We start from the raw sequence: 26546 nt of genomic DNA, 5'->3' as shown, positions 1-26546 counted from the left end.
GGTCGTGCGGTGGAACGGGGTGGTGCGCGGTGGTGCGGTGCGGACCGGCGCGGAGCTCAGGCGCCCCAGCGCAGGCCCGGCGTCGCCACCGGCGCGTCGTACAGCCGCAGCAGCTCCTCGTCGACCTGGCAGAGCGTCACCGAGCAGCCCGCCATGTCCAGCGACGTGACGTAGTTGCCGACGAGCGTACGGGCCACCGACACCTTGCGCTCGGCCAGCACGCGGTGCACCTCGGCGGCGAAGCCGTACAGCTCCAGCAGCGGGGTCGCCCCCATGCCGTTGACCAGCGCCAGCACCGGCGCGTCCGGGCGCAGGTCCTCCAGGATCGCGTCGACCGAGAAGTCGGCGATCTCGCCGGACGTCATCATCGCGCGCCGCTCACGCCCCGGCTCGCCGTGGATGCCCACGCCCAACTCCAGCTCGCCCTCCGGCAGATCGAAGGTCGGGCCGCCCTTGGCGGGGGTGCTGCACGCGGTCAGCGCGACGCCGAAGCTGCGGGACGACTCGTTGACCTGGCGGGCGAGCGCGGCGACCCGGTCCAGGGGTGCGCCCTCCTCGGCGGCGGCGCCGGCGATCTTCTCCACGTAGAGCGTGGCGCCGGTGCCGCGGCGGCCCGCGGTGTAGAGGCTGTCGGTCACCGCCACGTCATCGTTGACCAGCACCTTGGCGATCTGGACGCCCTCGTCCTCGGCGAGCTCGGCGGCCATGTCGAAGTTCAGCACGTCACCGGTGTAGTTCTTCACGATGAACAGCACGCCCGCCCCGCTGTCCACCGCGGCGGCCGCACGGGCCATCTGGTCGGGCACCGGGGAGGTGAAGACCTCGCCGGGACACGCCGCGTCCAGCATCCCCCGCCCGACGAATCCGCCGTGCAGCGGCTCGTGCCCCGACCCGCCGCCCGACACCAGACCGACCTTGCCCTCGTAGGGCGCTCCCTTGCGGACGATCAGCCGGTGCTCGACGTCCACGGTGAGATCCGGATGGGCCGCGGCGAACCCGCGCAGGGCGTCGGGTACCACGGTCTCGGGGACGTTGATCAGCATCTTCATGAGAAGTACCTCCTGGTGGGACGGGTGCCGCACGGAGACCTGCACATCTTCCAGTATCGGTCGGCGAGTGACACCCGTCACGGACGCCGGGCGCAGCGCGGCCGTGGGACGCGGCCGACCGGGTAAGATCGGCGGTGCGGGCGCCCTGCGGCGCGCCGCGCGGCGGTGGGGCCCGCCGTACCCGAACCGCGGCATTCCGGCCGCCAACGGTCCCTGCTTGCGAGAGGCACGCTTCGGCATGCCCTGTCCTGCGAGTAGGAGAGCCCGTGGCCGACTCACCGACCCCGATGGTCGACGACCCCCTGCACCCGAAGTCCTCGCTGCCCGCCCAGCGCCGCCTGCGCCGCCCCGGCCAGGGCCCGGTGGTCGCCGTGGTCGCGGCCGGCGGCGCGATCGGCGCCTGCGCCCGGTACGGCGCGGCGCTCGCCTGGCACACGGCGGCCGGCACCTTCCCCTGGACCACCCTGGTGGTCAACGCCGTCGGCTGCGCGGTCATCGGCGTGTTCATGGTGGTCATCACCGACGTGTGGGCCGCGCACCGCCTGGTGCGGCCGTTCTTCGGCACCGGCGTCCTCGGCGGGTTCACCACCTTTTCCACGTACGCCACCGACGTGCAGCGGCTGGCCGACGGCGGGCACCCGCGGACCGCGCTGGCCTACCTCGCCCTCACCGTGGTCGCCGCACTGGGCTCGGTGTGGGCCGCGGCGACCGCGACCCGCCGCGTCGTCGCCTGGAGGCAGAAGTGAGACTCACCGGCCCCGCAATGCGCCTGACCGTCCTGATCGGCGAGAGCGACACCTGGCACCACAAGCCGCTGTTCACCGAGATCGTGCACCGCGCCCACCGGGCCGGACTGGCCGGCGCCTCGGTCTTCCACGGCGTCGAGGGCTTCGGCGCGTCGTCGCGGATCCACACCAGCCGGCTGCTGTCGCTCAGCGAGGACCTGCCGGTCGCCGTCGTGGTGATCGACACCGAGGACCGGATCCGCGCGTTCCTGCCGGAGCTGGACGAGCTGGTCACCGAGGGCCTGGTCGTCCTCGACCCCTGCGAGGTGATCCGCTACACCGGGCGCGGCGGATCCGGCGGCGCTGCCGCCGGCGGGCAGGACGGGGAGGGGCAGCGGTGAACTGGCTGCTGGTGATCGCCGGAGCCATGGTCGGCGCCCCTCTGCGCTACCTCACCGACCGCACCGTCCAGGGCCGGCACGACAGCGTCTTTCCTTGGGGCACCTTCGCCGTCAACGTGGTGGGCAGCGCGATCCTGGGCCTGCTGCTCGGCGCGGCGAGCGCGGGCGCCGCGTCCCCGCACGTGCAGCTGCTCATCGGGACGGGGCTGTGCGGGGCGCTGACCACGTACTCGACGTTCTCCTACGAGACGCTGCGGCTCGCCGAGGACGGAGCCGGGTTCTACGCGGCGGCCAACGTGATCGGGAGCGTGGCCGCGGGGCTCGGGGCCGCCTTCACCGGCGACGCGATCGCGCAGGCGATCTGGGGCTGACGGGCGGGCCCAGGGCCGCCGCGGGCGGCGGTCGGCCGGGCACGTGGTCCGTGCCGGCGCCTCGGCGGGGTGGTCAGCGGGGGGCCTCGTCGAGCCACTCGTCCCAGGTCTGGGTGCCGCGGGCGCCGGTCTCGGTGGGCAGCAGCCCGCCGTTGGCCATCGCGGAGAAGACCGCACCCGGCAGCCGCGGTGACAGCACGAGGCGGCGGCTGCCGCGGGCCCGCAGCAGCCGGCGCATCAGGTCCGCCATGTCCTCCACCCGGGGTCCGGCGAGCTGCGGGGCCATGCCCTGGGGCGGGCCCTCGGCCACCTGCACCAGAGCCTCGGCGACCTCCCGCACCGCGATCGGCTCCGTCGCCATCGGCGGCACCAGCACGAGCGGGCCGGGGGTCCGTTTCAGCAGTTGCTGCGGCAGCTCGTGGAACTGCGTGGCGCGGACGATCGTCCACGGCAGCGGGCCGGTGCGCACGACCTTCTCCTGGAGCAGCTTGGCCCTGTAGTAGCCCATGGCGACCTTGTCGATGCCGACGATGGACAGCAGCACGTGGTGGCGGACGCCCGCCCTCTCGCCTGCGGCGAGCAGGTTCTGGCCGGCGGTCGCGAAGAAGGACTCGGCCTTCCTGCGGCTCAGGGTCTCGATGTTCGACACGTCGATCACCGCGTCGACGCCCTCCAGCGCGGCGTCCAGGCCGCGGCCGGTCAGCAGGTCGATGCCGCGGGAGCGGGCGATGATCACTGGTTCGTGGGAGCGGCGGGTCAGTGCTTCGGCCAGGGGGTGTCCGGCTGTGCCCGTCCCGCCTGCTACCGCGATGCGCATCGCTCAGCATCCTCTCGCCGGGCTTTTGGGCGACGCTCGGCGTCGCCACCAGTTCTCCTGGCCGTGACGGTGCGGCCACTTGTCACCTTCGCACACTCCCTGCCTGCGCGGCGCGGTACGTGGCCACCGTCCGGGTGCGCCTTTCGATCCGCCGGGTCCGGGGTGCGTTCTGCCCCTTGGGCGCCATCGCCGTGTGCCGCCTCGTCGTGGTTTGTCGCGCAGTTCCCCGCGCCCCTGCGGGGTCCGGGCTGCCTCTCGCTGCGCGTGGCCGTCTGCTGGTCTCGTTGTGGCTTGTCGCGCTGGGGGTACCTCCCAGGCGAAGCGCTGGGGGACCTCGCGCCCCTGGCGGTGCACCTTCGGTGGGTGGGGTCGGGGCCGCCACGGGAGTGTCTCCTCGGAACTGTGCGTGCACCTTTTTCCGTGAAGTGGGCCGGGTGGATGCACAGTTCCTGCGGGGACACTCCCGCACCGTCCCCTCCCGGGCCGGCCCCGTCTGCGGGAGGAATGGGCCTAGGGTCACCCATGGGGGCGCGGGGAACTGCGCGCTCAGCCATGCACGCGCGTCGCAGACGGCGAGGTACCCCCGGGGGCACCCCGGTTGCCGAGGGGCGCGGGGAACTCCGCGCCCAGCCACCCACGCACCGAGCACCCGGCAACGCACCCCGGGGGGCAGCCCGGATTCCCGCCCCGGAGGGGCGATGCTCCAGGAGTGCGGGGAACTCCGCGCCCAGGCGGGTGGGCCGGTCGACGGCAACGCGCCCCCGGGGGCAGCCCGAGTTCCGAAGGGGCGCGGGGAACTGCGCGACCAGCCACAACGTGCCGGGCACCCGGCAAGGGACCTTCGGGGGCAGGGCGTGCCCCGCGGTGAGGCGGATGCCGGCGGCGGCGCTCCGGGGGCGTCCCGGTTCGTGGCCGGACCGGCGGGCCGGTGGGCGGGGGGCCGCGCCGGATGGCGGGTGGCTGGGATGGGGCTCCGCGAGGGGAGGGCCGGAGACTACGGTAGGCACCGAGGGAGGCAGGGATGCGTGACGCGGACCCCGGGCTCTTCGGGCCCGACTCGGTGACATGGCAGATGCACGGCGACCCCGTCATGTGGATCGCCGGCGTGCGCGCCCTGTACCTGCAGGCCCTGCACCCGCGCGCGGTCCGCGGCGTCACGCAGAACTCCGACTTCCGCAAGGACGCCTGGGGGCGCCTGCTGCGCACCGCCTCCTTCGTCGGCGAGATCACCTACGGCACCACGCTCGCGGCCGAACGCGCCGGCGCCCGGATCCGCGGCATCCACCGCCGGCTGTCCGCCGTCGACCCGGACACCGGGGAGCGGTACGGGGTGGACGACCCCGACCTGCTGCTGTGGGTGCACTGCGCCGAGATCGACTCGTACCTGCACGTCGCCCGCCGCTCCGGCTTCCCCCTCACTGACGCGCACGCCGACGCCTACGTCGACGAGCAGCGCGAGGCCGCCCGGCTGGTCGGCCTGGACCCGGCGGACGTGCCCGCCGACAGCACGGAACTCGCCCGCTACTTCGAGAAGGTCCGGCCGGACCTGGCCGCCACGCCCGAGGCGTTCGAGGTGGTCCGCTTCCTCAAGTCCCCACCGGTACCGCGGCTGCTGCTGCCCGCCCGCCTGGCGCTGTGGCAGTCCGTCGCGGGCACGGCGTTCGCCGCCCTGCCGCCGTTCGCCCACGAGCTGTACGGCCGTACGCCGCCCTCGGAGGCGTCGGTCGACCGGCGGCTGCGGGCCGGCGGGCGGCTGCTGCGAACCATACCGGCGACGCTGCGCTGGCAGTTGCCGCCCGGCCACATCCTCAAGGCCGTCGGGCGCCTGGGGCCCGGCACGCACCCCTCCGCGCGCCGTCTGCCCGCCTCCGCGACCGTTGTGCCCTGATCCGCTGTCCCCCCTTCGGGCGCTCGCGGCCATACTGGACCCGGGGAAGCACCGAAACGTACCGGGGGCGGCGGCGCGCAATGGCGGCGGGACAGGCAGGGCATCCAGACCATCAACGTCAACATCCACACTCAGCACAGGCCGGACGTCCCGGGGAACCGGACGCGAAGGCGGAGGCCGTGAACGCCGGTCCGGGCGCCGGCATGTCCGCGTCGTCCGGCAACGGCACCGGCGGCGGCACCTCAGGCAACGGCGCCCTCGTACAGAACCGCTACCGGCTGCACGAACTCATCGGCCGCGGCGGCATGGGCGAGGTCTGGCGCGCCCTCGACGAGTCCCTGGGCCGGCGGGTGGCCGTGAAGTGCCTGAAGCCCACGGCCGGGCACACCGGCGACGCCGGCTTCACCCGCATCCTGCAGGAGCGGTTCCGCCGCGAGGCCCGGGTGGCCGCGTCGCTGCAGCACCGCGGCATCACCGTCGTCCACGACTTCGGCGAGCACGACGGCGTGCTGTACCTGGTGATGGAACTGCTCGACGGCCGCAACCTGCTGCAGGTCCTCGACGACGCGCAGCGCCACCCGCTGCCCGTCCCGGACATCACCGACATCGCCGAGCAGGTCTCGGCCGCGCTCGCGTACACCCACGAACAGGGCATCGTCCACCGGGACCTGAAACCGGCCAACATCATCCGGCTCACCGACGGCGCGGTGAAGATCTGCGACTTCGGCATCGCCCGGCTCGGGCACGACATCGGCTTCACCTCCCGCCTCACCGGCACCAACATGGCGATGGGCACGCCGCACTACATGTCGCCCGAGCAGATCGACGCCTCCGAGGTCGACCACCGCAGCGACCTGTACTCGCTGGGCTGCGTGCTCTACGAACTCGCCACCGGCGCACCGCCGTTCGACCTCGGCGACCCGTGGTCGATCCTGGTCGGGCACCGCGACACCCTGCCCGAGCCGCCGCGCGTGAAGCGGCCCGAACTCCCCGCCGACCTCGAACGCCTCATCCTGGACCTGCTCGCCAAGGACCCCGAGGCGCGGCCCCAGGACGCCGCGGACGTCGGCGGGCGGCTCAAGGCGATGCGCGCCGCCGGGGTGGCCGCGGCCGCCGCCGGGCGCCGGGCGGCCAAACTGCCGGACTGGGCGCGCAACCTGCGCACCGGTTCGCTCGCCAGGTCCACCCGCGTGCAGCGGCCGTCGGCCGTGCCGCATCACGAACTCACCGGCGCCTGGTCCACCCGCACGATGGCCGCCGCGGCCGGCCCCGAGGTGCTCGACGCGCTCGCCGCCCGCGAGGCCGAGGCCGCGGACCTGGGCCGGGTCGGCAACTGGCAGCAGGCGTACGACCTGCACATCGCGGTGTGCGCGGAACGCGACCGCGTCCAGGGCGCGGAGCACCCGGCGGCGCTGGCCGGCCGCCACGAGGCCGCCTACTGCCTGACCCGCCTCGGGCGCACCGAGGAGGCCCTGCGCCTGTACCGGTGGATAGCCGAGGTCCGCGGCCGGGTGCTCGGCCCCGACCACCCCGACACGCTGGCCGCCCGGCACCAGGCGGCTTTCGAACTCGGCCGCCTGGACCGGCACATGGAGGCCCACCGGGAGTACGCGGCGGTGCTCGCCGCGCGCGAGCGCACCGCGGGGGCGGACGACCCCGACACCCTGCAGTGCAAGCACAACCTGGCGGTGAACCTCGGCCAGTTGGGCCGGGCCGACGAGGCGTACTCCACGGCCGCCGCGGTGGCCGTCACCCGCACGGGTGTGCTGGGCGGCGACCACCCCGACACCCTGCTCACCCGGGTCGAGGTCGGCTACGCGCTCGGCCGGCTCGGCCGCTGGGGCGACGCCCTGGACACCTACCGCGAGGTCGGCGAGATACGGGCCCGCGTGCTGGGCGGCGACCACCCCGACACGCTGGCCGCCCGCTACGAGGCCGGGATCTGCCTCGGCCGGCTCGGCCGCAGCGACGAGGCGCTCGTGCTCTTCGAGGACCTGGTCGCCGCCCGCACCCGCACGGCCGGCTCCGCCGACCCGGAGACCCTCCGCGCCCGGCACGCGCTGGGGGTGAGCCTGGGACTGGTCGGCCAGTGGGACCGTGCGCTGGCCGAGGCCCGCGAGGTCGCCGCCATCCGGGAGCGGGTGCTCGGCCCGGCCGACCCGGACACGCTCGCCGGCAAGCGGGAGACCGCGGTGGCCATGGGCTGGCTCGGGCGCTGGTCCGGGGCGCTCACCGTCTACCGGGAGGTGGCCGACGCCCGGGAGCGCCTGCTGGGCCCCGCCCACCCCGACACGCTGGTCAGCCGCACCGACGAGGCGCACTGCCTGGAACACCTCGGCCGCACCGAGGAGGCGCGGGCGCTGCGCGGCCGGATCGCCGCCCTGGCCGCCGACGGCCCCGAGCAGCTCTGACCGGCTCCGATCGCGTGGCCCTCTCCGCGTGCGGGGCCAGGGCCTCGGTGCACCGGGCGGAGAACGCGGGGCCGTGAGGGGCGCGACGGGCCGCGGTTGGGCCCTGGGCGAACCTCCGCATGCGCCGTGGCCTGCGCGGTTAGGCTCGGCGCATGGGTGAGGTCTCCACGTACGAGGTGAACGGCGTGCTCCTGGCCTGCGAGGCCGGTGGCCCGCAGGACGGTCCGCCGGTGATGCTGCTGCACGCGCTGGGGGAGGACCGGAGTTCGTGGCGGGCGGTCGCCGCCGCGCTGGCCGCCGACGGATGGCGCACGCTCGCGGTGGACCTGCGGGGGCACGGCGAGAGCGGCCACCCGGGCGCCTACGCGTTCGAGTCGATGCGGGACGACGTGCTGGCGCTGCTGGACGCGCTGCACCTGGACACCGTCACGCTGGTCGGGCACTCGCTGGGCACCATCGTCGCCTCGCTGGTCGCCATGGACCGGCCGCAGGCGGTGCGGCGGATGGTGCTCGAAGAGGGGCCGATGCCCTTCCCGGCCGATCCGCCCCGGCCCGTGCCCGCCGCGCCGGACGGCCCGACGCCGTACGACTGGCGGGTGGTGCCCGCCGTCGCCGTGCAGCGCAACGCCCCGCCGCCGCGGCACCTCGACGGCCTCGCCGAGATCACCGCGCCGACCCTGGTCGTGGCAGGCGGCCCGCGCAGCCACGTCCCGCAGGACCAACTGGCCCGGGTCGCGGCGGCGATCCCCGGCGCGCGGCTGACCACCATCGAGGGCGGGCACATGGTCCACGACGAGCGGCCCGCCGAATTCCTCACCGCCGTACGGGAGTTCCTCGGCCGGCCGCCGATGGCCGACCCCGAACCGCCGGCGCCGTTCGTGCCGGTCCGCGTCACCGCCGGTGAACTGCGCGCACAGGCAGCCGGCTTCGCGACGCTGCTGGCCGACGCCGTGGCATCGGGCGCCTCCGTCGGCTTCCACGGCCCCCTCGACGCCCGCACCGGCGCGGCCTGGTGGGAGGCGCTCGCACCGGCCGTCGCCGCAGGGCACGTCGAGATCTGGGCGGCGTACGACCACGAGGCGACGGTGTGCGGCGCCGTCCAGGTGCACCGCCCGGACTCGCCGAACGCCGGCCACCGTGCGGAGATCGCCAAGCTGCTGGTGCGCGGGGACGCCCGCCGCAAGGGCCTCGGCCGGATGCTGCTGCGGACCGCCGAGGCGTCCGCCTGGGGCGACGGGGTGCGGCTGCTCATCCTCGACACGCAGACCGGCAGCGCCGCCGACCGCCTCTACCGGGCCGAGGGCTGGACGCCGATCGGCACCGTTCCGGACTACGCCGCAGACCCGCAGGGAATGCTGCGGCCCACCACGTTCTTCTTCAAGTCCCTTCCGGACACGGTGATCTGACGCCGGGACGACCCAGGTTCCCGTCGACGCCCCCCGGCCCGCGGCGCGCGGTCAACGGGTGACGCGGGCGGCGATGTCCCGGGCGCAACCGGCTGCGTCGCGGCGGCTGGTGTCGACCTCCATGTCGTACTGGACGCCGCGGTGCACCAGTTCGGCCTGGAGGCCAGCCATCCCGGTGACGCGGTCGCCGCGGGCCGCCTCGCGGGCCGCCGCCACGTCGGGGTCGCAGCGGACCGCGACCCAGAGCACGTCGAGCCCGGCCAGCGCGCCCTGCCACCGCGCCTGCGAGTGCGGGCCGCCCAGGAACACCTCGTCCACCACCACCGGCACCCCGGCCCGGACCATCGCGGCCACGCCCAGCGCCCATGCCTCGTCGAGCCGCCGGAACTCGTCGCCGGTGACGACCCCGCCGTCCTCGGTGAACCCGATGCCGCCCCCGTCGGAGTCCTCTGCGCCGGTGACCCGCAGCCGCTCGGGCATGGCGTCGACCAGCGTGTCGACGCCGAACGTCAGCCACGCGTCGGGCAGCAGGTCCTGCAGGAGGCGGGCGATGGTGCTCTTCCCCGAGCTGGAACCGCCGTTGAGCATGATCACTTGGGTGGGCATGGGGGCCACGGTAGGCGGAGCCGCGGGAACGGGCCAGCGAATACCGGTCCGCCGCCCCCGTGGCGGCGGTGCGGCGCCGGCCCGGCCCCCGCGGGCGCCGCCTACGGCCGGCGCCAGTCCACGGCGAAGGCGCGGGCGGGGTTGTCGACGAACACCGCCCGCGCCGTCTCCTCGCCGAGGGCCGCGGCGATCCTCGGCCGCAGCACCCGCAGCAGGAACGGGACGCCGGGACCGCCCCCGGTGGCGGCACGGCCCGGCGCGGACGTGGTGTCCCCGCCGAGCAGCAACTGCCCCGCGTGCCCCGCCGAGGCCAGCTCCTCCAGGCACTCCAGCAGCCGCCAGTCGGTGGCGTGATGGGCCCGCGACGGGCCGTCGAAGGCCAGGAAGGCACCGGAGGCGGCGAGTTCGCGGTGGATGGCGGAGTCCGGGAAGCGGTTCAGATGGCCGAGCACGATGCTCGTCGCCGGCACCCCCAGCGCGTCGTGCAGCAGGGTGAGGACGTCCACCGCGGCGGTGCCCATCTCGTGGTGGACGCCGATCGGCGCCCCCGTCGCGTGGTGGGCCTCGGCCGCGGCCGCCATCACCCGCCGGGTGTACGCGTCCAGGCCGTGGAACAGGCCCGCCACCTTGATCATCCCGGCTCTGGCGGTGCCGCGCGGGCCCCCGGGGTCGTCGCCGTCGAGCAGGCCCTCGGTCAGCTCGGCCGTGAAGAACGCGGCCAGACCGTGTTCGCCCAGGCCGTCGAGGCGCCCCAGCACCTCGGGGTCGTAGTGCGCGGCCTGGTGCAGTCCGGTCGCGGCGATCACGTGCACCCCGGCCGCGCGGGACACGGCGGGCAGCGAGGCGGCCATCCGGCCCAGGCCGAACGGCGTCCACTGCGCGAGCGCGGCACCGCCGAGGGCCCGGAAGGAAGCGAGTTCGGCCTCCGCGGCCGCCGGATCGTCCAGTTCCTGGCCGGCCAGCATCGGCACCGCGAAGAACAGGTGGTCGTGCGCGTCGCAGACCCCCAGCTCCGCGGGCGCGATGTCACCGAGGACCGTGCGGACGGCCGGGGAGGCGGGCGCGGCGGGGGCGGTACGGGTGGTGCTCATGCGGGGTCCTCCGGGAGGCCGGTGTCCAGGTCGGCATCGACACCGGTGTCCGGGCCGGTGTCCAGGTCCGCGAAGGCGGCGGCGGCCACGCGCAGTCCGGCGAGCGCCTTGGGCACGCCGACGTACGGCGCCAGGTGCACCATCACCTCGACGATCTCCCGCGGGGCGACCCCGATCCGCAGGCTGTTGCGCACATGGTCGTCCACCTGCGGCTCCACCCCGCCCAGCGCGGTGAGCGCGGCCAGCGTCGCGATCTGCCGGTCCCGCAGGGCCAGCCCCTCGCGCTGGTAGGTGCCGCCGAACAGGCACGTGACGATCCAGTCGGGGAAGCCGGGCGCGAGGCGTTCGAGACCGGCCAGGGTGCCCTCGATCGTCTCCGGCCCGGCGAGTTCGCCGAGCAGCCGGTAGCCGGCCTCGCGGTCGACCGGCGCCGGCCGGCTCACCACTGCCGCCCGGCGGGGAGGGAGTCCAGTTCCGGCCTGGACAGGTGGAGCACCCGGTAGCGGTCGGCGCCCGGCTCGTCCGGTGCCGCGTCCTGCCAGAGCGTGAAGTGGACCAGTTCCCAGTGCCGCGGGTCGACCGCGAGTGCCGCGGAGTGCACGCCCGGCGCGGCGGCCCGGTCGGCCAGCGCCGTCACCGCCTCGGCGATCACGGCCCCGGGGTCGGCCGCCGGATCGACGGGCCGCACCCGGCGGGACGCCGCCCGGGGCACGGCGTCGACCGCGGGGCCGCGCTCGAACGCGAGCCCCGTCCAGTACTCGACGGCCGGGCGGCCGAAGTCCGCTGCGAGCGCCTGGAATCCGGGGCCCCACAGGAAGCTGTTCATGCCCCGCGCGGTGTTCCACAGATAGAAGGGCGCGTACTGGTTCACAGGTGAGCCGTCCGTACCGCGCTCGCGCACGAGGTACGCCTTGAGACCGAGCCCCGGGAAGGCGTCGAGGAGGTGGCCCTTGGCGGCCACGCGCCGGTGGATGATCCCCATGTCGTAGTCGGCGGGCAGGGTGATGCGGTAGTTCATGGCGTGCACGGGCGGACTCCCTCGGGGCGTCGGGGACTTGCGTGCGGCTCTCGACTGCCGCGGGCTGTCAGGCGGTTCGACGGGACGCGGGCGGCCAACGGCCCCGCCCCGCCGGGAGGTTCAGGGGCGGGCCGCGGCGAGCAGGGCGACGGCGCCGCGCACGGCCCGGTCGAAGGGCTCGCGCGAGCCGGCGGCCCTGGCCAGCACGTAGCCGCCCTGGACCACGGCGGCCACCGTGGCGGCGGTGTCGGACGGGTCGAGTTCCGGGGCCAGTTCGCCGGCGGCGACGCCCTCGGCGATGATCCCGGCGAGGCGCTCGCGCAGCCATGCGAAGGTCTCGTCGACCGGCCCGAGCAGCTCCTCGCTCCCGATCACGTCCGGGTCCATGGCCATCCGGCCGACCCGGCAGCCGCGCAGCGGGTCGCGTTCGCGTTCCAGGTAGCCGCCGATCCGGGCCACGGGCGAGTCCCCCTCGGCGAGTACGGCGTCGGCCTGGGCCCGCAGTTCCGCCGCGCTGCGCCGCATCGCGGCGACCGCCAGATCCGGCTTGCCCCGGAAGTGGTGGTACATGCTGCCCTGGCCCGCGCCCGCCCGCTCCTGGATGGCCTTGGGGCTCGTGCCGACGTAGCCGCGCTCCCAGAGGAGTTCCTGCGTGCTGGTGATCAGGCGTTCCGCGGTGTCCATGGCAGCAGTGTACATACTAGTAGGTACAGAAGGCGCGGAAGAAGGGGCGGCGGGATCGTCCCCCGCCGCCCCGGACCCGACCGGGTGCGGTCAGGTCCCGGCGAAGTACACGTCGGCCGACCGCACCACGGTGCCGAAGCGGGGGAAGTCCAGGCGCACGGAGGCGTCGTGCTCGGCCGCGGTCAGCGCGGACATGGCGTCCTCGGCGAAGACCAGCCGGTAGTCGAGATCGGCGGCGGCGCGGGCGGTGGACTCCACGCCCATGTTCGTCGCGATCCCGGCCACCACCAGGGTGGTGACCCCGCGCTGCCGCAACTCGTCGTGCAGGCAGGTGTCGTGGAAGGCGCCCACGGTGTGCTTGACCACCACCGCGTCGGCCGCCTGCCCGACGGCCGCGACGAGTCCGCTGCCCGCCGGCTGCTCCGGTACGCCGGGGCGCTGCACCCGCACCGCCACCACCGGGGCACCCGCGGCGCGGAAGGCGCGGGCCAGGCCCAGCGAGGTGTCGAGGACCTCGGGGCCGGGGTGCGGGGCGAGCGGTAAGGCCACGATCCGTTCCATCAGGTCGATCAGCACCAGGGCGGTGCGGGCGGGATCCAGACCGGGGGCGAGAGGCGACTCGCGCCCGGCGCCGGCCCGGCTGAAGTGATCATGATCGGTCATGATCGCGACCCTACCCGGACCGCCGGAACGCCGTCCGGTGATCCAACAGGCCGACGAAACAAGGGAGTTGGCGGATCCAGGCACGGTCCGTGCCGCCAGTGCCGGGCCGTCCCCCTACCCGAAAGAGCGGTGTCGCGGGCGGCTTCGCGCAACTTGCGCCCGCCGGCGCTGCGGCGGATAGGCTGGACGGAGCGACGACGTGGGAGGAGAGCGGACGTGGCCGAAAGCACCATCGGGCAGCCGTTGGCCAACGGCAAGAAGCCGCAGATCGATCTGACCGGCGTGGAGTGGCTGTCCAGCAGCCAGGGTTCGGGCGACGTCCAGATCGCCTTCGTTGAGGGGTACATCGCCATGCGCGACGGCCGCAACCCCGACGGCCCCGCCCTCATCTTCACCCCCGCCGAGTGGCGTGCCTTCGTCCTCGGCGCGCGCGACGGCGAGTTCGACCTCACCTGAGGCTCCCGCGGGCGTCCCCCAGGGGTGGGCCCGCGTTGCTCGACCCGGACGAGGGGTCCCGTCCCGGCGCACCGCAACCGCCGGGACGGGGATCCCGTCCGTGAACTCCCCGTTGTGCGCGTGGTGTTACGGCCAGGGGCCGAGTTGGGGCAGCGGGTCCCCGCCCAGCGGGGCCGACGGGTGGCGCCCGGCCAGCCATGCCGCGAGATCCGGCAGTGTGCCCGTCACCTTCACCGGAGTGCCGCCGCCGTGCCCGAAGACGGCTTCGCCGTCCTGCGTGGTGAGCGTCAGCCGGACGTCCGGCGGGATGCGCACGGCCAGGAACTCCAGCACGTGCCCGCTGAACTCCGCGGACCAGTCGGCGAAGGCGGGGCCGAGGTCCAGGTCCACGGTGTGGATCTCCAGCTCGCGCCACCAGGCGAGGCCCGCGTCCAGCAGGACGCCGTCCCGGTAGCGCACCGGCCGCGCCCAGTCGCCGGCGCCCAGTGCCGCCCACGACGCCTCGACCTCGTCCATCGCGGCGGCCAGCGCCGCGGTGAACTGCGGTGCGCTGCGCCGGTGTCCCGCCTCGATCGCGGCGTCGCGGGCGGGCCGGCCGCCGTCGTACACCTCGATCCGCTGCCCGCGCTGCGCGTAGCGCGCCTGCCGGGCCAGTGCGAGTCCCACACCCTCGATGTGGCTGAGCACATGGCCGCGGCTCCACCCGGGCAGCGGGCTCGGTGCGCGCACGGCCTCCTCGGTCAGGCCGGGCAGCAGGGCCCTGAGCCGGTCCTGGCCGGCGGCCAGGGCGCGTTGCAGCGCCGCCGGTTCGGTGGTGGTCACGGCCACAGCAGTCCTCGATCCCAACCGTCGTCCGTGCGGACGTAGTTGACACGTGTGTGGCGGCGCTCGCGATCGCCCTGCCAGAACTCCACGCTGCGGGCGCGCAGCGTGTACAGCGTCCATTGCGGGGCGACCAGGCCGGGGTCGCCCGTGATGCGCTCGGTCGCGGCGGCCACCGCGGTGTCGCGCTCGGTGAGGTCCGCCAGCGGCTCGCTCTGCCGGCCCAGCAGGGCCTCGGCGCGGGCCGCTGGGGAGCGGGCCAGGAAGTCCGCGGCCGAGTCCTCGGCGGTGGCCGGTGTGACGTCGCCGGTGACCCGGACCTGACGGGCGGACTGCGGCCAGTAGAAGGTGAGCGCCGCGGCCGGTCGGGCCGCGAGGTCGCGCCCCTTGCGGCTGCCGGAACCGGACGCGAACTGCCAGCCCTCGCGGGAGACGTCCTTCAGGATCAGCACCCGGGCGGTCGGCGCGCCGTCCGGGCCCGCCGTGGACAGGGTCATCGCATGCGGTTCGCGCACCCCCTCCCGCAGTGCGGCCAGCAGCCATTCGGTGAACAGGTCGTGCGGGTCGGCCGGGAGATCGGTGAGGTCGAACACCGGCAGCTCACCCGAGAACACCTCGATGCCGCGCAGGATTTCGCGGAGGTCGGACACGGACACCCCCTCGCTGTTAATGGTGTGTGCTGACGATACCATTAGTCCATGGCAGCTGATCATCTGGCCGTGGCCCTCGCGGTCACCATCCGGCACGACGGGCACGGCGGGGTCACCGACGACCTCGCCGAACCCGCCGGGCTCACCCGCTGGGCGCGCGAGCACGCGTCCGCCCTCGTCCCCGCGGGCTACGAGGCGGACGCCGGGGCGCTGGCCGCGGTCGTCGCGGTGCGGACGGCCGTGCGCGCGCTGTTCGCCCGCGCCGTGCTGCCCGGGCCGCCGAGTTCGGCGGACGCCGGACGGCTGCCGGACGCCGAGGCGGCCCTCGCCGCGCTCAACGCGGCCGCCAGCCGAGTGCCGCTCGTGCCGCGCCTGGACTGGCCGTCAGGGGAGCCGCCGCGGGCCGGGTTCGAACCGGCAGGTGCGGCACGTCCCGCCGACCGCCTCGCGGCGGGCCTGGCCCATGCGGCCGCCACCTTCCTCGCCGGGCCCGACCGCGCGCGGCTGCGGGCCTGCCCCGCCCCCCGGTGCGTGCGCTACTTCGTGCAGGACCATCCGCGCCAGGAGTGGTGCAAGCCGGCGTGCGGCAACCGGGCGCGCGTCGCCCGGCACCACGCCCGCCACCGGGTGCCGGACTCCGGCTGACCCGCGGCGGTCACGCCGTCCGGCACGCCCGCCTCCCAGCACGCGGGACCCCGGCCGCCGGGTCCGGCGCAGCCTCTGGCGGGCCCCCGGACGGCCCCTTTGGCGACGCTCCGGGGCCGAGGGGGGGCGCACGTGGGGCGCATGGGGGGGAAGGGCGCGGGAGCGCAGTGGTGGGGGAGAAGGGAGCCGTGGGAGGGTCGGGGCCGAGCCGTGCCGAGCCGCCTTCTGCCAGGGGCGAACCGGCACGGCTGTTCCCCCTTACACGCCGCACCCGACGGCGTACGCTGTGAGGCCACCGGACAGATGTCCGTACGGCAGGGGCGTGCGCCCGGCGCACGCGGCAGCCGTCGGCAGGGGGTGACGTATGGCGCAGCGCGAGGCGCGCAACCGGCGTGCGCTGCTGGAGCGCGAGGCCGAACTCGCCGCGGTGGACGATGCGTTGGCCGCTCTCACCGGGACCGACGGCCCCGCCCGCGGCGGGCTGCTGGCCATAGCGGGACCGGCGGGACTCGGCAAGACCAGCCTGATGAACGAGGTCCGCACCCGGGCCGCGGCCCGCGGCTGCACCGTGCTGTCCGCCCGCGGCGGCGACCAGGAGCAGCAGGTCGCCTTCCATGTCGCCCGGCAGTTGCTGCAGCCCCGGCTGGCCGGCGGCACCGACGCCGAAGTCCGCGAGACGCTGGGCAGTTGGTACGGCATCGTCGGCCCCGCCCTCGGCCTGTGCACCGCCGACGGTCCCGCCCCCGACCCGCAGGGCCTGCGCGACGGCCTGGACTGGGTGCTCACCCATCTCGCCGTGCACCTCGCCCCCGCCGTCCTGGTGCTGGACGACGCGCACTGGGCCGACCCGCAGTCGCTGAACTGGCTCGCCGCCTTCGCCCCGCGCGCCGACGAACTCGACCTGCTCATCGTCGTCGCCTACCGGCCCGACGAACTCCCGTCCGGAGCCGACGCGTTCCGCGGGCTGCCCGGCCGGGCCGGCCACCGTCCCATCGGCCTGGAGCCGCTCACCGAGGCGGCCATCGGGCAGCTGGTGCGCGACTCGGTCGGCGCGCACGCCGACGACGCGTTCTGCCGCGAGTGCTGGGCGGTCACCGCCGGAAACCCCTTCGAGGCCGTCGAGTTGACCGCCAAGGTGCTCGACCGCGGGCTGCGCCCCGACGGCACCAGCGCCTATCTGCTGCGCGACCTGGCCGCCGCGGTCAAGGGCGCCGGGCTGATCACCCGGCTGGAGCGGCTCGGCCCCTCCACCGTCCGCCTGGCCTGGGCGGCGGCGGTGCTCGGCACCGAGGTCCAGCCGGCGCTGGCCGCCACGGTCGCCGGACTCGGCCGGGAGACCGCCGCCGACTGCGCCGACCGGCTGCGCGAGGCCCGCATCCTCACCGGCAGCCGCACCCTGGAATGGGTCCACCCGCTGATCGCCACCGCGGTCTACCGGGCGATCCCCGACGCGGTGCGGGTGGCGCTGCACGGGCAGGCCGCCTGGGCGGTCGTCGACGCCGGCCTCGGCCCGGCCGCCGCCGCCCGGCACCTGCTGGAGACCCACCCCGAGGGCGACCCGTGGGTGGTCCACCAACTGCGTTCCGCCGCACGGGAGATGCTGCGGGCCGGCGCGCCCGAGGCGGCCCGCAGCCATCTGGCCAGGGCGCTGCGCGAACCGCCGCCGCCCGACGAACGCGCGGCCGTGCTGTACGAGTTGGGCTGCTCCTCGCAGCTGCTGGAGCCGTCCACCACGGTCAACCACCTGCGCGCCGCCCTGGAAGAGCCGATCGACGACCCGGAGCTGCGGGACGGCATCCTGTTCCGGCTCTCCCAGTGCCTCGCCCACAGCGACCGGCTCAGCGAGGCCGCCGAGGTGGTGGGCGACGCCGCGCGCACCGCGACCAGCGCGCGCACCCGGCTGCGCATGCAGTCCGAGCAGTTCATGTGGGACGCCTTCCGCGCCGACGAGCCCGACTCGCCCAGCCGTTCGCGGCGGCTGACCCGCCTCGCGGACCGGCTCACCGGCCGCGACCTCACCGAGCGCTACATCATCGGCCTGCGCGCCTGGGACGCCACCCTGCGCGGCGAGCACACCTCCACCGTCCTGCGGCACGCCGGCCGCGCCCTGGAGGGCGGGCTGCCGTGGGCGGACGACAGCCGCGGCTTCGAGGTGCCGGTGCTGGTGGCCATGACGTATGTCTACGCCGACCGGCCCGACCGGGCCGAGGAGCTGTTCGAGACCGGTATCGCCGACTTCGAGCGCGAGGGCTGGCGCGGCGCTCACCTGTCGTTCGGCTACCTGCTGCACGGCTACCTGCGGTACCGCTGCGGCCGGCTCGCCGAGGCGGAGGAACTGGCCCGCGACGGGCTGCGGCTGGCGGACCGCGTCGGACGCGGCACCCCGGTGCAGTGGTACTCCGTCGCGGTGCTCGTCCAGATCCTGCTGGCCCGCGGGCGCACCGAGGAGGCCACGGCGCTGGCCGCCGCGTACGACTTCCGCAAGCCGTTCCCCGCGGCGGTCACCTTCCCCGACGCGCAGGCCGTGCACGGCGAACTGCTGCTGGCCCGCGGGCTGCACCAGGAGGCCGTGGCCGAGCTGTCCTCCGTCGGGCGGCGGCTCGACCCGCGCGGGATGCGCAACCCGGCGTGGTGCCCGTGGCAGCTCGACCTGGCGCTCGCCGAAGCGCACGACACGCCTCAGCAGGCCCGGGCGACCGCCCTGGACGCGGTGGCCCGCGCCCGGCAGTTCGGCGCGGACTCCTCGATCGGGCACGCGCTGCGGGTCGCCGCCGAGGTGGTCGGCGACACCGACGAGGGGCTGAAGCTGCTGGCCGAGGCGGTGCGGCGGCTCACCGGCTCGCCGTCGGCCTACCAGCTCGCCTGCGCCCTGGTCGCGCACGGCGCCGCGCTGCGCCGCACGGGCGCCACCGCGGCGGCGGTCGCTGAGCTGGACCGCGGGCTGGCGGCCGCCGTCCGCTGCGGCGCCGACGGCCTCGCCGAGCGCGCCCGCGCCGAGATCGCCGCCCTCCTCCCGCGGCAGGCCACCGCTCCCCGCACCGCCCCCGCGGTGGGCCGCCCCGGAGCGTGACCCGCCCGCGCGCGGCCGCCCGCCCGCCGTGCGGGCCCGGCGTGCGCGCACACCGCTCCTGACGCCGCTCGCGCACCCCGTCCGCGCACGCCCTCCCAGCAGCAGTTGCGGGCGATCGGCCGGTCCCGCCGGCCTGCGGGAACCCGTACGATGGCGACATGTCCTTCCTCCGCCGCCGTAGTGCAGCCACGCCCACCGGGCCGGACTTCGACGTCCTCGCGATGGACCCCGGTGACTGGCCCGGCGACCTGGGCGCCGGACTGCTGCCCGGCCCCGACGGCAGCTGCCAGGGCATCTACCTGCGCTACGACCTGTTCGGCGGCCGCGGCCCCGCGATGCTGATCGGCAACCTGCCGCCCGGCTCGCCCGCCCGCGAGCTGGAGGACGGCCAGGTGCCGTTCGAGGTCGCCCAGCTGCTCGCCGCGCTCGGCAACGACGAGCCGGTCGAGGTGACCGAGATCGAGGACACCCCGGTGTGGCACGCCGACGGGCTGCTCGTCGTGCGCCGGATCAAGATCTCCGAGTCGCGGGTCGCCTGCGCGCAGTTCGACCGCAGCGACGGCGTGCAGGTGACCATCGCCACCTGGGACCGGCCCATCACCGACGACCTGTACCAGCTGCTGAAGCCGCTGCCCGCGGCCATGTTCCAGGCAGGCTGAGCCGCGGAGCGTCCCCCCGGCGCACCAGGGGCGCCACCGGAGGGATCCGGTGGCGCCCCTGTTCCGTGCCCGTCCCGCGGGTCAGCCGCGCGTCAGCGCGGCGCACCCACCGTCGACGGCTGCAGCGTCACGTCGCTCGCCTTGACGTACTCGATCCGGTGTCCGAGCTGGATCTCGTAGTAGAGCTCCTTGCCGCGCACCACCTGGTGGCCCTGCGACGTGTCGTACGTGACCGCGTAGTAGTACTCGCCGGGCACCACGTTGCCGACGACGTACCGCTGGCCGGCCAGGATCTGGTACGGCATGGGCAGGATGCTCTGGACCGGGACGCCCGCGGGGTACGCCGACGCCTCGGGGTAGGCCCGGCCGTAGACCGGGACGCTCGCCAGACCCGCCTTCGGGGTGACGACCAGGCCGGCGGAGTCGACGGCCGTCCGGTTGCCCTTCGGGTTGTAGAACCACGCCTTCTGGCCGAGGTACCAGATCGCCGTCCAGTCGCCCTGCCGGTCGGCCACCGCGTACTGCTGGCCGGTGGAGGCCCGGGCGCCCACGTCGTTGACGCCGGTGGTGCTGGCGCCGTTGGCGCCGTGCAGGCCGATGTCCTTGACGAGCGGCGCGTCCGTACTGGGCGCGGTGTACAGCCGTACCGCCTCGGAGCCGTAGGCCGGGCAGGTGTCGCCGGCCGTGACGCAGCCCGTGTACAGCGGCTGGTTGGTCTCGAAGTCGGGGTCGATCGTCACGACGCCGCCCTGCGGCCCCGCGGTCGGGTGCAGGGGAGCGCCGAGCAGCTCCATGTAGTGCGCCCAGTCCCAGTACGGGCCGGGGTCGGTGTGCATGCCCGAGATGTAGGCGGGGGCGATGCCGGGCACGTTGTCGTGGCCCAGGATGTGCTGGCGGTTCAGCGGGATGTCGTACTTCGCCGCCAGGTAGCGCACCAGCCGGGCGGACGAGCGGTACATCGCCTCGGTGTACCAGGTGCCCGGATCGACCAGGAAGCCCTCGTGCTCGATGCCGACGGACTTGGAGTTGACGTACCAGTTGCCCGCGTGCCAGCCGACGTCCTTGGTCAGCACGTGCTGGGCCACATGCCCGTCCGAGGACCGGATGGTGTAGTGCCAGGCCAGGTACGTCGGGTCCTGGACCAGCTGCATCGCCGTGTCCCAGTAGCCCTCGGTGTCGTGGATGACGATGGTGTCGATCTTCTGGTCGGCCGGGCGGTTCGCCTTGTCGTAGTTGCCGTAGTCACCGGGGTCCGTGCCCAGGGACTCGTACGGCGCCGGCACCCACTCGCAGCCGAGCCCCGGCGGGCACTCGGTCCCCGCGTCGTTGCCCTTGACCAGGCCGATCCGCGCCGCCTGGCCGGCGGCGGGCGCCAGCGCCGGGTCGGCGGCCAGCTTCACCTGCTCGCCGCTGTCGGTGGTCCTGGCCTGGCCCTGCTTGATGACGTCGAAGACGTCGTCCGCGAACGAGGCGGCGGTCTGCGCGTCGCTCGCCCCCGAGTAGCGGGCGACGGCCGCGTACCAGTCCGCCGGGTCGGCGCTGAGCGACTCGCCGAGGGACTTCTGGGTGTCGGCCAGCAGCGCGGCGCCGCCGCTCACATTGACGGCCGCGTCGTCGCGCAGGCTGGCCGCGCTGGAGCCGGTGAGCGTCGCGGCCCGGTCCAGGGTGGTGAGGTCGGCGGGCAGCGCCGCGACGTCCGGGGCCTCGGCGGTGGCCTTGGTGATCAGCGGGCGGGAGTTGTCACCGCGTCCGTCGTCACCGCCGTCGCCCAGGGCCTCGTGCGGGAACTGCGCGATCGCGGTGCGCGCGTCCGTCAGGTGCATCGGGCCGTAGCCGCCGGTGACGCTGGGCATGCCCTGGTGGCTGTCCCAGCGCGACTCCATGTAGGAGACGCCGAGCAGCACGCTCTGCGGCACGTGGTACTGCTGCGCGGCGGCGGTGAACGCCTGCTGCAGCGAGCCTGCGGCGCCGTCCTGCGCGGGCTCGGCCGCGTGCGCGGTCCCGAACACGGGCAGCAGGGCGGCGGTCGCCGCGACGGCGGTCACGGTCCGCGGCAGGCGTCGCCCGCGTCGTCTGTCGTTCGGGGGAGCGGATCCTTGCACAGCAGCCTCCTCCTAGGGGGTACCGGTCGATCGGCACCCCACAGGTATCGGCTCGCGGATCATCCGTCAACTACCTGTATACGACGGTGTCTTCCCACGTCAGCGCCGCTTCAGCCAACTTTCCGCGGGCGGCGCCGCCGACCAGCCGCGCGTCACTGGTGTGGACCACTGGCCCCCGTGCCGCGCGTTTCCGCACCCCGTCCCCAACCGGTCCGTCCGCGGGCCGCGCCGAGGGCCCGGCCGCGGGGCCGGGCACCCTCAGCGGGTGCCGACGGCCGCGCGGACGGCCCGGCGGGCCAGCCCGCAGTCGTCGTGCAGGCGGCGCAGCAGCAGGCGCTGCTCCTCCCCGGCCTCCGCGGCGCCCGGCGCGATCGGGCCCGGCGCCCGCATGGTGCGCTGCACCGCGGTCTCGTAGGTGCGGATCTCCCGGGTGAGCACCAGCATCAGGTTGACCAGGAAGGCGTCGCGGGCCGCCGGGCCCGCCGCCTGCGCCTGCTGGCTGATCTGCCGGCGCGCGGCCGGGTCGTCGCCGAGCACCGACCACAGCACGGCCAGGTCGTAGCCGGGCAGGTACCAGCCGGCGTGCTCCCAGTCGACGAGCGAGGGCCCGGCCGGCGACAGCAGGACGTTCGACAGCAGCGCGTCCCCGTGGCAGAACTGGCCCTGCACATGCGCCAGTCCGTGCAGCAGCTTCTGCAGGTCGCCCATGTCCCGGTCGGTGAGCAGGCCGAGTTCGTGGTAGCGGCTGATCCGCGACGGGTAGTCGATCGGCGCGTCGAAGGCGCCGGCCGGTGGCCGCCACAGGGCGATCCGGGAGTACGCCTGCAGGGCGGCGCGCACGTCGCCGCGGGTGGGTGCCTGCGCCGGGTGGCGCTGCGGGCTGACCACGCGTCCGGGCATGCGCTCCATCACCAGGACGCAGCTGTCCGGATCGGCGGCGATCAGCCGCGGCACCCGCACCGGCGGGCGGTGCCGGACGAACGTGCGGTAGGCCGCTATTTCGTGGCGGAAACGTTCCGCCCACGCCGGCGACTGGTCCAATAGGCATTTGGCCACGGCTGGCGCCCGCCCGGAGGTGCCGATCAGCAGGGCGGTCCTGCCGCCGCGGCGCAGCAGCTGCACAGGGGTGAACTCGGGGCAGATCCGCTGCACCGCGGCGACCGCGGTGCGCAGCTGGGCCCCCTGAGGGCCGGTCAAGTCGAGTCTCCCGCTGAGGGGATGGGAGCCCGTTGCGCCGCCCCGCCGGAGGGCGGTCGCGGGGCGCCGGATCGGCTGCCGGAGGACCGGCTCCGCGACGCTGGGGAACGCGGGCCGGGGCGGGGCGGACACGGAGGACGATGCCGAATACATGAGAGGAAGCAGTTCCCTTCGTGTGCCTACGACTTCGGGACGCCACTCCCGGCCCGGCACCGCACCCTGGGGAATGCGGTACCGGAGGCGGGGTGGCGCTTTCCTACCTGACACCCGGGCGCGGGTGGCAGACCATCTGGCGGACCCTGGCGAACCCTGGCGAATAGTCGCGGGGCGATTGTCGGGGGGAATAGTCTCAACAGTGCCGAGGAACCTGGGGGCTTGACGTGAACGACGAAGCGAACCCGGCCAACACCAGACTCGCGGACCTGTTCGGCCTCACCGGTTGGTCCAAGGGCGAACTCGCACGGCTGGTCAACCGGCAGGCGGCGGCCATGGGCCACCCGCAGCTGGCGACCGACACCTCGCGGGTGCGCCGCTGGATCGACACCGGCGAGTCGCCGCGCGAGCCCGTGCCGAAGGTGCTGGCGGCGCTGTTCACCGAGCGCCTCGGCCGTGTCGTGACCATCGAGGATCTCGGGTTCGACCGGCGCCGGCAGACAGGCAGGAAACCTACTGGAGACGGCCTTCCCTGGCCGCCGGAGCGAACCGCCGCGGTCCTCACCGAATTCACGGGAATGGACCTCATGCTCAACCGACGCGGTCTGGTGGGCGCGGGCGCCGCGCTCGCCTCCGGCACCGTTCTCAGCACAGCCATGTACGACTGGCTCCACACCGACCCCGCCCTGGCGGCGGACGCGCCGGTGCTCGACGATCCGATGGACGCCGAGCCCGCCGCGTACGACCGCTACGAGGCGGCCCCCATCGGCTCCCAGGAGATCGAGTCGCTGGAGCGCTCCGTGGAGGTGTTCCGCGCCTGGGACGCCTCCCGCGGCGGCGGTCTGCAGCGCAAGGCCGTGGTCGGCCAGCTCAACGAGGTGGGCGGGATGCTCTCCTACCGCCATCCTCCGCACCTGCAGCGCAGGTTGTGGGGCGTGGCCGCCAACCTCGCGGTGCTCGCCGGCTGGATGTCGCACGACGTGGGCCTGGAACCCACCGCCCAGAAGTACTTCGTCATCGCCGCGCACGCCGCGCGCGAGGGCGGCGACCGGCCGCGCGCCGGCGAGGCGCTGTCCAGAGCCGCCCGGCAGATGGTCCACCTGGGCCGGCCGGACGAGGCCATGGACCTGATGAAGCTGGCCGTGTCCGGTTCCGGCGAACAGGCCCTGCCGCGCACCCGGGCGATGCTGCACACGATCGAGGCGTGGGCGCAGGCGTCCATGGGCCGCGGCCAGGCGATGCGGCGCACCCTCGGCGAGGCCGAGGACCTGTTCGCGAGCGACAGGCGCGACGTGGATCCGCCGAGTTGGATGCAGAACTTCGACGAGGCGGACCTGCACGGCATGCAGGCCCTGGCGTTCCGCACCCTCGCCGACCACGACCCCGCGGCCGCCGCGCAGGCGCAGATCCACGCCAAGCAGGCGATCGAACTGCGCAGCGGCGGTCACGAGCGCTCGATGATCTTCGACTACCTGTCGCTCGCTTCCGCCTGCTTCATCGCGGACGACCCCGAACAGGCCGACACCTACGCCCGGTTGGCACTGCTGACGATCGGTCAGACGTCGTCGCACCGCACCTGGGACCGGCTGCGCGGGATGTACCGGCTCACCGGCCGGTACGCCGGCGACCCGCGCATCCAGGACCTGCGCCAGGAGATCGAGACGGCGCTGCCCAAGAAGCGGGGCAAGGGCAGGGCGCCCGGCGGAGAGGGTGTCATGCCGGCCTGAGCGGCCGTCACGGGACAGCTCCGGCCAGCCGCCGAACCGGCCGGGTCTGTCCCCGGGTGGATCGTTCATCAGCACTGCCCGTCCTCGACGGAGAACCATCACCGGAGGACGCCGGCGGCCGCCCGCGGGATCGGGCCGGCGGCCGCCTGCCGCCGGTCAGCCGATCCTGGCGATCAGCACACAGGCGTCGTCCTCGCGCTCCGGCACCCCGAACTCCTCGGCCACCATGCGCAGGCAGTCCTGCGCGGACCTGGCCTCGGCGAACAGCGGTGCCATCGCCAGCAGTTGGCGGACACCGTCCTCCGGGTCGGCCGAGTCCAGGATGCGCCGCGGGATCAGCCCGTCGGTGTGGAGCACCAGCAGGTCGCCCATGGCGAGCTGCTCGCTCGCCTGGGCGTACGCGGCCCCGGACGTCGCGCCGAGCAGCACGCCGTCAGGGGTGTCCAGTACGCGGCCCGTCCCGTCGCGGAACAGCAGCGGGGCGGGGTGCCCGGCCTGGGACCAGTTCAGCACGCGGCTGCGCGGGTCGTAGCGGCAGCACAGCGCGCTGCCCAGGGCGGGCTGGGGGGATGTGTCGAGCAGTTCGTTGAGCCAACCCATCAGCGGGCCCGGTTGCAGGCCCGCGACGGCCATCCCGCGCAGGGCGCCCAGCAGCATCGCCATGCCGGAGGTGGCGGCGACCCCGTGTCCGGTGAGGTCGCCGACCGTGAGCAGCGTGGCCCCGTCGGGCAGCTGCATCGCGTCGTACCAGTCGCCGCCGATCAGCGCGCTGGTCGCGGACGGAAGGTAGTGCGCCGCGAGGTCCATGGTCACCGGCCCGCCGTCCTGCGGGAACTGCAGGGTGCCGCGCCACGGGGGGAGCACGGCCTCCTGCAGTTCGACCGCCAGCCGGCGCTCGGTCTGGGCGATCTGCCGCTGGCGCTCCAGGGAGTCACGGGTCTCCCTGAGCGTCCGCTGGCTGCGCCGCAGATCGCTGACGTCGCGGATCACCGCCCACATCGAGACGGTGCCGCCGTCGGCACCGAGCACCGGCTCGCCCACCATGTGCACCGTGCGGACCGAGCCGTCCGCCCGCACGATGCGGAACTCCCCGTCGATCGGCCGCCCGTCCACCAGGCACCCGGTCACCTTCTCGGTCATCAGCTGCTGGTCCTCGGAGAACAGCCATGAGGGGAGTTCGTCCAGGGTCAGCGGGCCGTCCTCGGGGGAGCGGCCGAAGATGCGGTACAGCTCGTCCGACCACTGGGCGTCGTCGGTGAGCAGGTCCCACTCGGCGCTGCCCGCGCGCCCCAGCGTGCCGACCGTGGCCGCGTCCGGGGCCCGGTCCCGCAGCGGGACGTCCAGCAGCAGGCCGTCCTCCGGGTCGGCGTCGAAGCCGTCCCTGAGCTGTCCCAGATGGGTGCCGAGGTCGTCGAGCTGGTGCACGGCCAGGTCGCACAGGGCGCGCTGCCAGCGCAGCTGCGGGTCCTCCGCGGTGGTCCCGGTGTCCCGCAGGACGGCGTCGACCCGTGTCCTGAGCTGGCGCGCCTGGGAGATCAGCGCGTCCACGGTGCCGGGGTCCGGCGACGGTGCCGCGGAATGATCCGCGTGCGTGGGGGACGGCATGACGCACTCCGAACGTGTCTGCTGGCAGGCGCTGGTCCGGCCGCGAACGGCCTCGGCGAGCAAAGGAGCCGGTAACGACTGTTGCACAGCGAGCGATGGGCCGTAAGGGTTTCCGCGATACCCGATCCGGTGGTGCTTCGGGCATATGCCACTTGCCAGCTCCGTCCGGGTGGCCTCCCGGACGCCTGTGCGTCACCCCGTGCCGCCCCGGCGTCCGCTTCCCCGTCCGTGCGCGGTGCCGCCGCGGACCGTGCTCCGCCCCTGGTTGTGGGCTTCCACCAATGCCCCGGGAGCGACATCCCGCCCCCGAATCGGTAGGCTGCGGCCGCC

General features: G+C 74.8%; 24 protein-coding genes. 11 read left to right on the top strand and 13 right to left on the bottom strand.

Going from position 1 to position 26546, the window contains the following annotated elements; all coding sequences use genetic code 11:
- Nucleotides 1-56: 56 nt before the first annotated feature.
- Entirely contained in the window at nt 57-1049 is a 993-nt protein-coding gene (gene dhaK, locus ACH4TG_RS37720; protein WP_398247252.1) for a dihydroxyacetone kinase subunit DhaK, read from the bottom strand.
- Nucleotides 1050-1336: 287 nt separating this feature from the next.
- On the opposite strand from dhaK, the gene ACH4TG_RS37715 reads away from it, so the two are divergent.
- Genes ACH4TG_RS37715 through crcB form a run of 3 tightly spaced genes read left to right on the top strand, consistent with a single transcriptional unit; the run spans nt 1337 to nt 2546 of the window.
- On the top strand, nt 1337-1795 hold the full coding sequence (locus ACH4TG_RS37715) for a fluoride efflux transporter FluC (protein WP_398247340.1): 459 nt from the start codon (nt 1337-1339) through the stop codon (nt 1793-1795).
- 17 nt (nt 1796-1812) lie between these two features.
- Complete coding sequence (locus ACH4TG_RS37710; protein WP_398247338.1) at nt 1813-2175, top strand: DUF190 domain-containing protein; 363 nt, start codon at nt 1813-1815, stop codon at nt 2173-2175.
- Nucleotides 2172-2546, top strand: a complete 375-nt coding sequence (crcB, locus tag ACH4TG_RS37705; protein WP_398247250.1) for a fluoride efflux transporter CrcB — start codon at nt 2172-2174, stop codon at nt 2544-2546. Before ACH4TG_RS37710 ends, crcB begins: the two co-directional genes overlap by 4 nt.
- Before the next feature lie 73 nt (nt 2547-2619).
- Here the strand turns inward: crcB and ACH4TG_RS37700 are convergent, their stop codons facing one another.
- Nucleotides 2620-3363 (bottom strand): SDR family oxidoreductase, encoded by a 744-nt coding sequence (locus ACH4TG_RS37700; RefSeq protein ID WP_398247248.1) that lies wholly within the window; start codon nt 3361-3363, stop codon nt 2620-2622.
- A gap of 1021 nt (nt 3364-4384) precedes the next feature.
- Here ACH4TG_RS37700 and ACH4TG_RS37695 point away from each other — a divergent pair.
- From ACH4TG_RS37695 to ACH4TG_RS37685, 3 genes are all read left to right on the top strand, one after another.
- Nucleotides 4385-5251 carry an oxygenase MpaB family protein gene (locus ACH4TG_RS37695; protein ID WP_398247246.1) on the top strand — a complete coding sequence of 289 codons (867 nt, stop codon included), beginning with the start codon at nt 4385-4387 and terminating at the stop codon, nt 5249-5251.
- Nucleotides 5252-5454: 203 nt separating this feature from the next.
- On the top strand, nt 5455-7662 hold the full coding sequence (locus ACH4TG_RS37690) for a tetratricopeptide repeat protein (RefSeq protein ID WP_398247337.1): 2208 nt from the start codon (nt 5455-5457) through the stop codon (nt 7660-7662).
- A gap of 152 nt (nt 7663-7814) precedes the next feature.
- Nucleotides 7815-9068 carry an alpha/beta fold hydrolase gene (locus ACH4TG_RS37685; RefSeq protein ID WP_398247244.1) on the top strand — a complete coding sequence of 418 codons (1254 nt, stop codon included), beginning with the start codon at nt 7815-7817 and terminating at the stop codon, nt 9066-9068.
- Between the two features lie 51 nt (nt 9069-9119).
- On the opposite strand, the gene cpt is transcribed toward ACH4TG_RS37685, so the two are convergent.
- From cpt to ACH4TG_RS37655, 6 genes are all read right to left on the bottom strand, one after another.
- Nucleotides 9120-9674, bottom strand: a complete 555-nt coding sequence (gene cpt, locus ACH4TG_RS37680; RefSeq protein ID WP_398247243.1) for a chloramphenicol phosphotransferase CPT — start codon at nt 9672-9674, stop codon at nt 9120-9122.
- A gap of 101 nt (nt 9675-9775) precedes the next feature.
- Nucleotides 9776-10765, bottom strand: coding sequence for a phosphotriesterase (locus ACH4TG_RS37675; protein WP_398247241.1), 990 nt, complete (start codon nt 10763-10765; stop codon nt 9776-9778).
- Nucleotides 10762-11208 (bottom strand): carboxymuconolactone decarboxylase family protein, encoded by a 447-nt coding sequence (locus ACH4TG_RS37670; RefSeq protein WP_398247239.1) that lies wholly within the window; start codon nt 11206-11208, stop codon nt 10762-10764. The genes ACH4TG_RS37675 and ACH4TG_RS37670 overlap by 4 nt, the downstream gene beginning before the upstream one ends.
- Nucleotides 11205-11792, bottom strand: a complete 588-nt coding sequence (locus ACH4TG_RS37665; protein WP_398247237.1) for a DUF4865 family protein — start codon at nt 11790-11792, stop codon at nt 11205-11207. The genes ACH4TG_RS37670 and ACH4TG_RS37665 overlap by 4 nt, the downstream gene beginning before the upstream one ends.
- A 111-nt stretch (nt 11793-11903) precedes the next feature.
- On the bottom strand, nt 11904-12482 hold the full coding sequence (locus tag ACH4TG_RS37660; RefSeq protein WP_398247235.1) for a TetR/AcrR family transcriptional regulator: 579 nt from the start codon (nt 12480-12482) through the stop codon (nt 11904-11906).
- A 75-nt stretch (nt 12483-12557) separates the two neighbouring features.
- Nucleotides 12558-13130, bottom strand: coding sequence for an isochorismatase family protein (locus tag ACH4TG_RS37655; RefSeq protein ID WP_398247233.1), 573 nt, complete (start codon nt 13128-13130; stop codon nt 12558-12560).
- 216 nt (nt 13131-13346) lie between these two features.
- Between ACH4TG_RS37655 and ACH4TG_RS37650 the strand changes: the two genes are divergently transcribed.
- Nucleotides 13347-13586: a DUF397 domain-containing protein gene (locus ACH4TG_RS37650; RefSeq protein WP_398247231.1), complete on the top strand. Its 240-nt coding sequence runs from the start codon at nt 13347-13349 to the stop codon at nt 13584-13586.
- Nucleotides 13587-13712: 126 nt separating this feature from the next.
- Here the strand turns inward: ACH4TG_RS37650 and ACH4TG_RS37645 are convergent, their stop codons facing one another.
- Together ACH4TG_RS37645 and ACH4TG_RS37640 are read right to left on the bottom strand one after the other, a co-directional pair.
- On the bottom strand, nt 13713-14408 hold the full coding sequence (locus ACH4TG_RS37645) for a maleylpyruvate isomerase family mycothiol-dependent enzyme (RefSeq protein ID WP_398247229.1): 696 nt from the start codon (nt 14406-14408) through the stop codon (nt 13713-13715).
- The gene (locus tag ACH4TG_RS37640) at nt 14405-15058 is read right to left on the bottom strand and encodes a pyridoxal 5'-phosphate synthase (RefSeq protein WP_398247227.1); all 654 of its coding nucleotides are present in this window, start codon (nt 15056-15058) and stop codon (nt 14405-14407) included. Before ACH4TG_RS37640 ends, ACH4TG_RS37645 begins: the two co-directional genes overlap by 4 nt.
- 48 nt (nt 15059-15106) lie before the next feature.
- Between ACH4TG_RS37640 and ACH4TG_RS37635 the strand changes: the two genes are divergently transcribed.
- From ACH4TG_RS37635 to ACH4TG_RS37625, 3 genes are all read left to right on the top strand, one after another.
- Nucleotides 15107-15703, top strand: coding sequence for an ABATE domain-containing protein (locus ACH4TG_RS37635; protein ID WP_398247226.1), 597 nt, complete (start codon nt 15107-15109; stop codon nt 15701-15703).
- A gap of 364 nt (nt 15704-16067) precedes the next feature.
- The gene (locus ACH4TG_RS37630; RefSeq protein ID WP_398247224.1) at nt 16068-18773 is read left to right on the top strand and encodes an ATP-binding protein; all 2706 of its coding nucleotides are present in this window, start codon (nt 16068-16070) and stop codon (nt 18771-18773) included.
- Between the two features lie 158 nt (nt 18774-18931).
- Nucleotides 18932-19432: a hypothetical protein gene (locus ACH4TG_RS37625; RefSeq protein ID WP_398247222.1), complete on the top strand. Its 501-nt coding sequence runs from the start codon at nt 18932-18934 to the stop codon at nt 19430-19432.
- A gap of 92 nt (nt 19433-19524) precedes the next feature.
- Here ACH4TG_RS37625 and ACH4TG_RS37620 read toward each other — a convergent pair whose 3' ends face one another.
- Both ACH4TG_RS37620 and ACH4TG_RS37615 read right to left on the bottom strand, forming a co-directional pair.
- The gene (locus ACH4TG_RS37620) at nt 19525-21534 is read right to left on the bottom strand and encodes an N-acetylmuramoyl-L-alanine amidase (RefSeq protein WP_398247220.1); all 2010 of its coding nucleotides are present in this window, start codon (nt 21532-21534) and stop codon (nt 19525-19527) included.
- 258 nt (nt 21535-21792) lie between these two features.
- Nucleotides 21793-22884 (bottom strand): aminoglycoside phosphotransferase family protein, encoded by a 1092-nt coding sequence (locus tag ACH4TG_RS37615; RefSeq protein WP_398247218.1) that lies wholly within the window; start codon nt 22882-22884, stop codon nt 21793-21795.
- A 227-nt stretch (nt 22885-23111) separates the two neighbouring features.
- Here ACH4TG_RS37615 and ACH4TG_RS37610 point away from each other — a divergent pair, with 227 nt between their 5' ends.
- Complete coding sequence (locus tag ACH4TG_RS37610; protein ID WP_398247216.1) at nt 23112-24611, top strand: hypothetical protein; 1500 nt, start codon at nt 23112-23114, stop codon at nt 24609-24611.
- Nucleotides 24612-24767: 156 nt separating this feature from the next.
- Here the strand turns inward: ACH4TG_RS37610 and ACH4TG_RS37605 are convergent, their stop codons facing one another.
- Nucleotides 24768-26216 carry a PP2C family protein-serine/threonine phosphatase gene (locus ACH4TG_RS37605; protein WP_398247214.1) on the bottom strand — a complete coding sequence of 483 codons (1449 nt, stop codon included), beginning with the start codon at nt 26214-26216 and terminating at the stop codon, nt 24768-24770.
- Nucleotides 26217-26546 lie beyond the last annotated feature (330 nt).

This window comes from Streptomyces sp. NPDC020917 (assembly GCF_044333795.1).
Taxonomy (GTDB): domain Bacteria; phylum Actinomycetota; class Actinomycetes; order Streptomycetales; family Streptomycetaceae; genus Actinacidiphila.
This window is presented reverse-complemented; position numbering and strand designations above follow the sequence as displayed.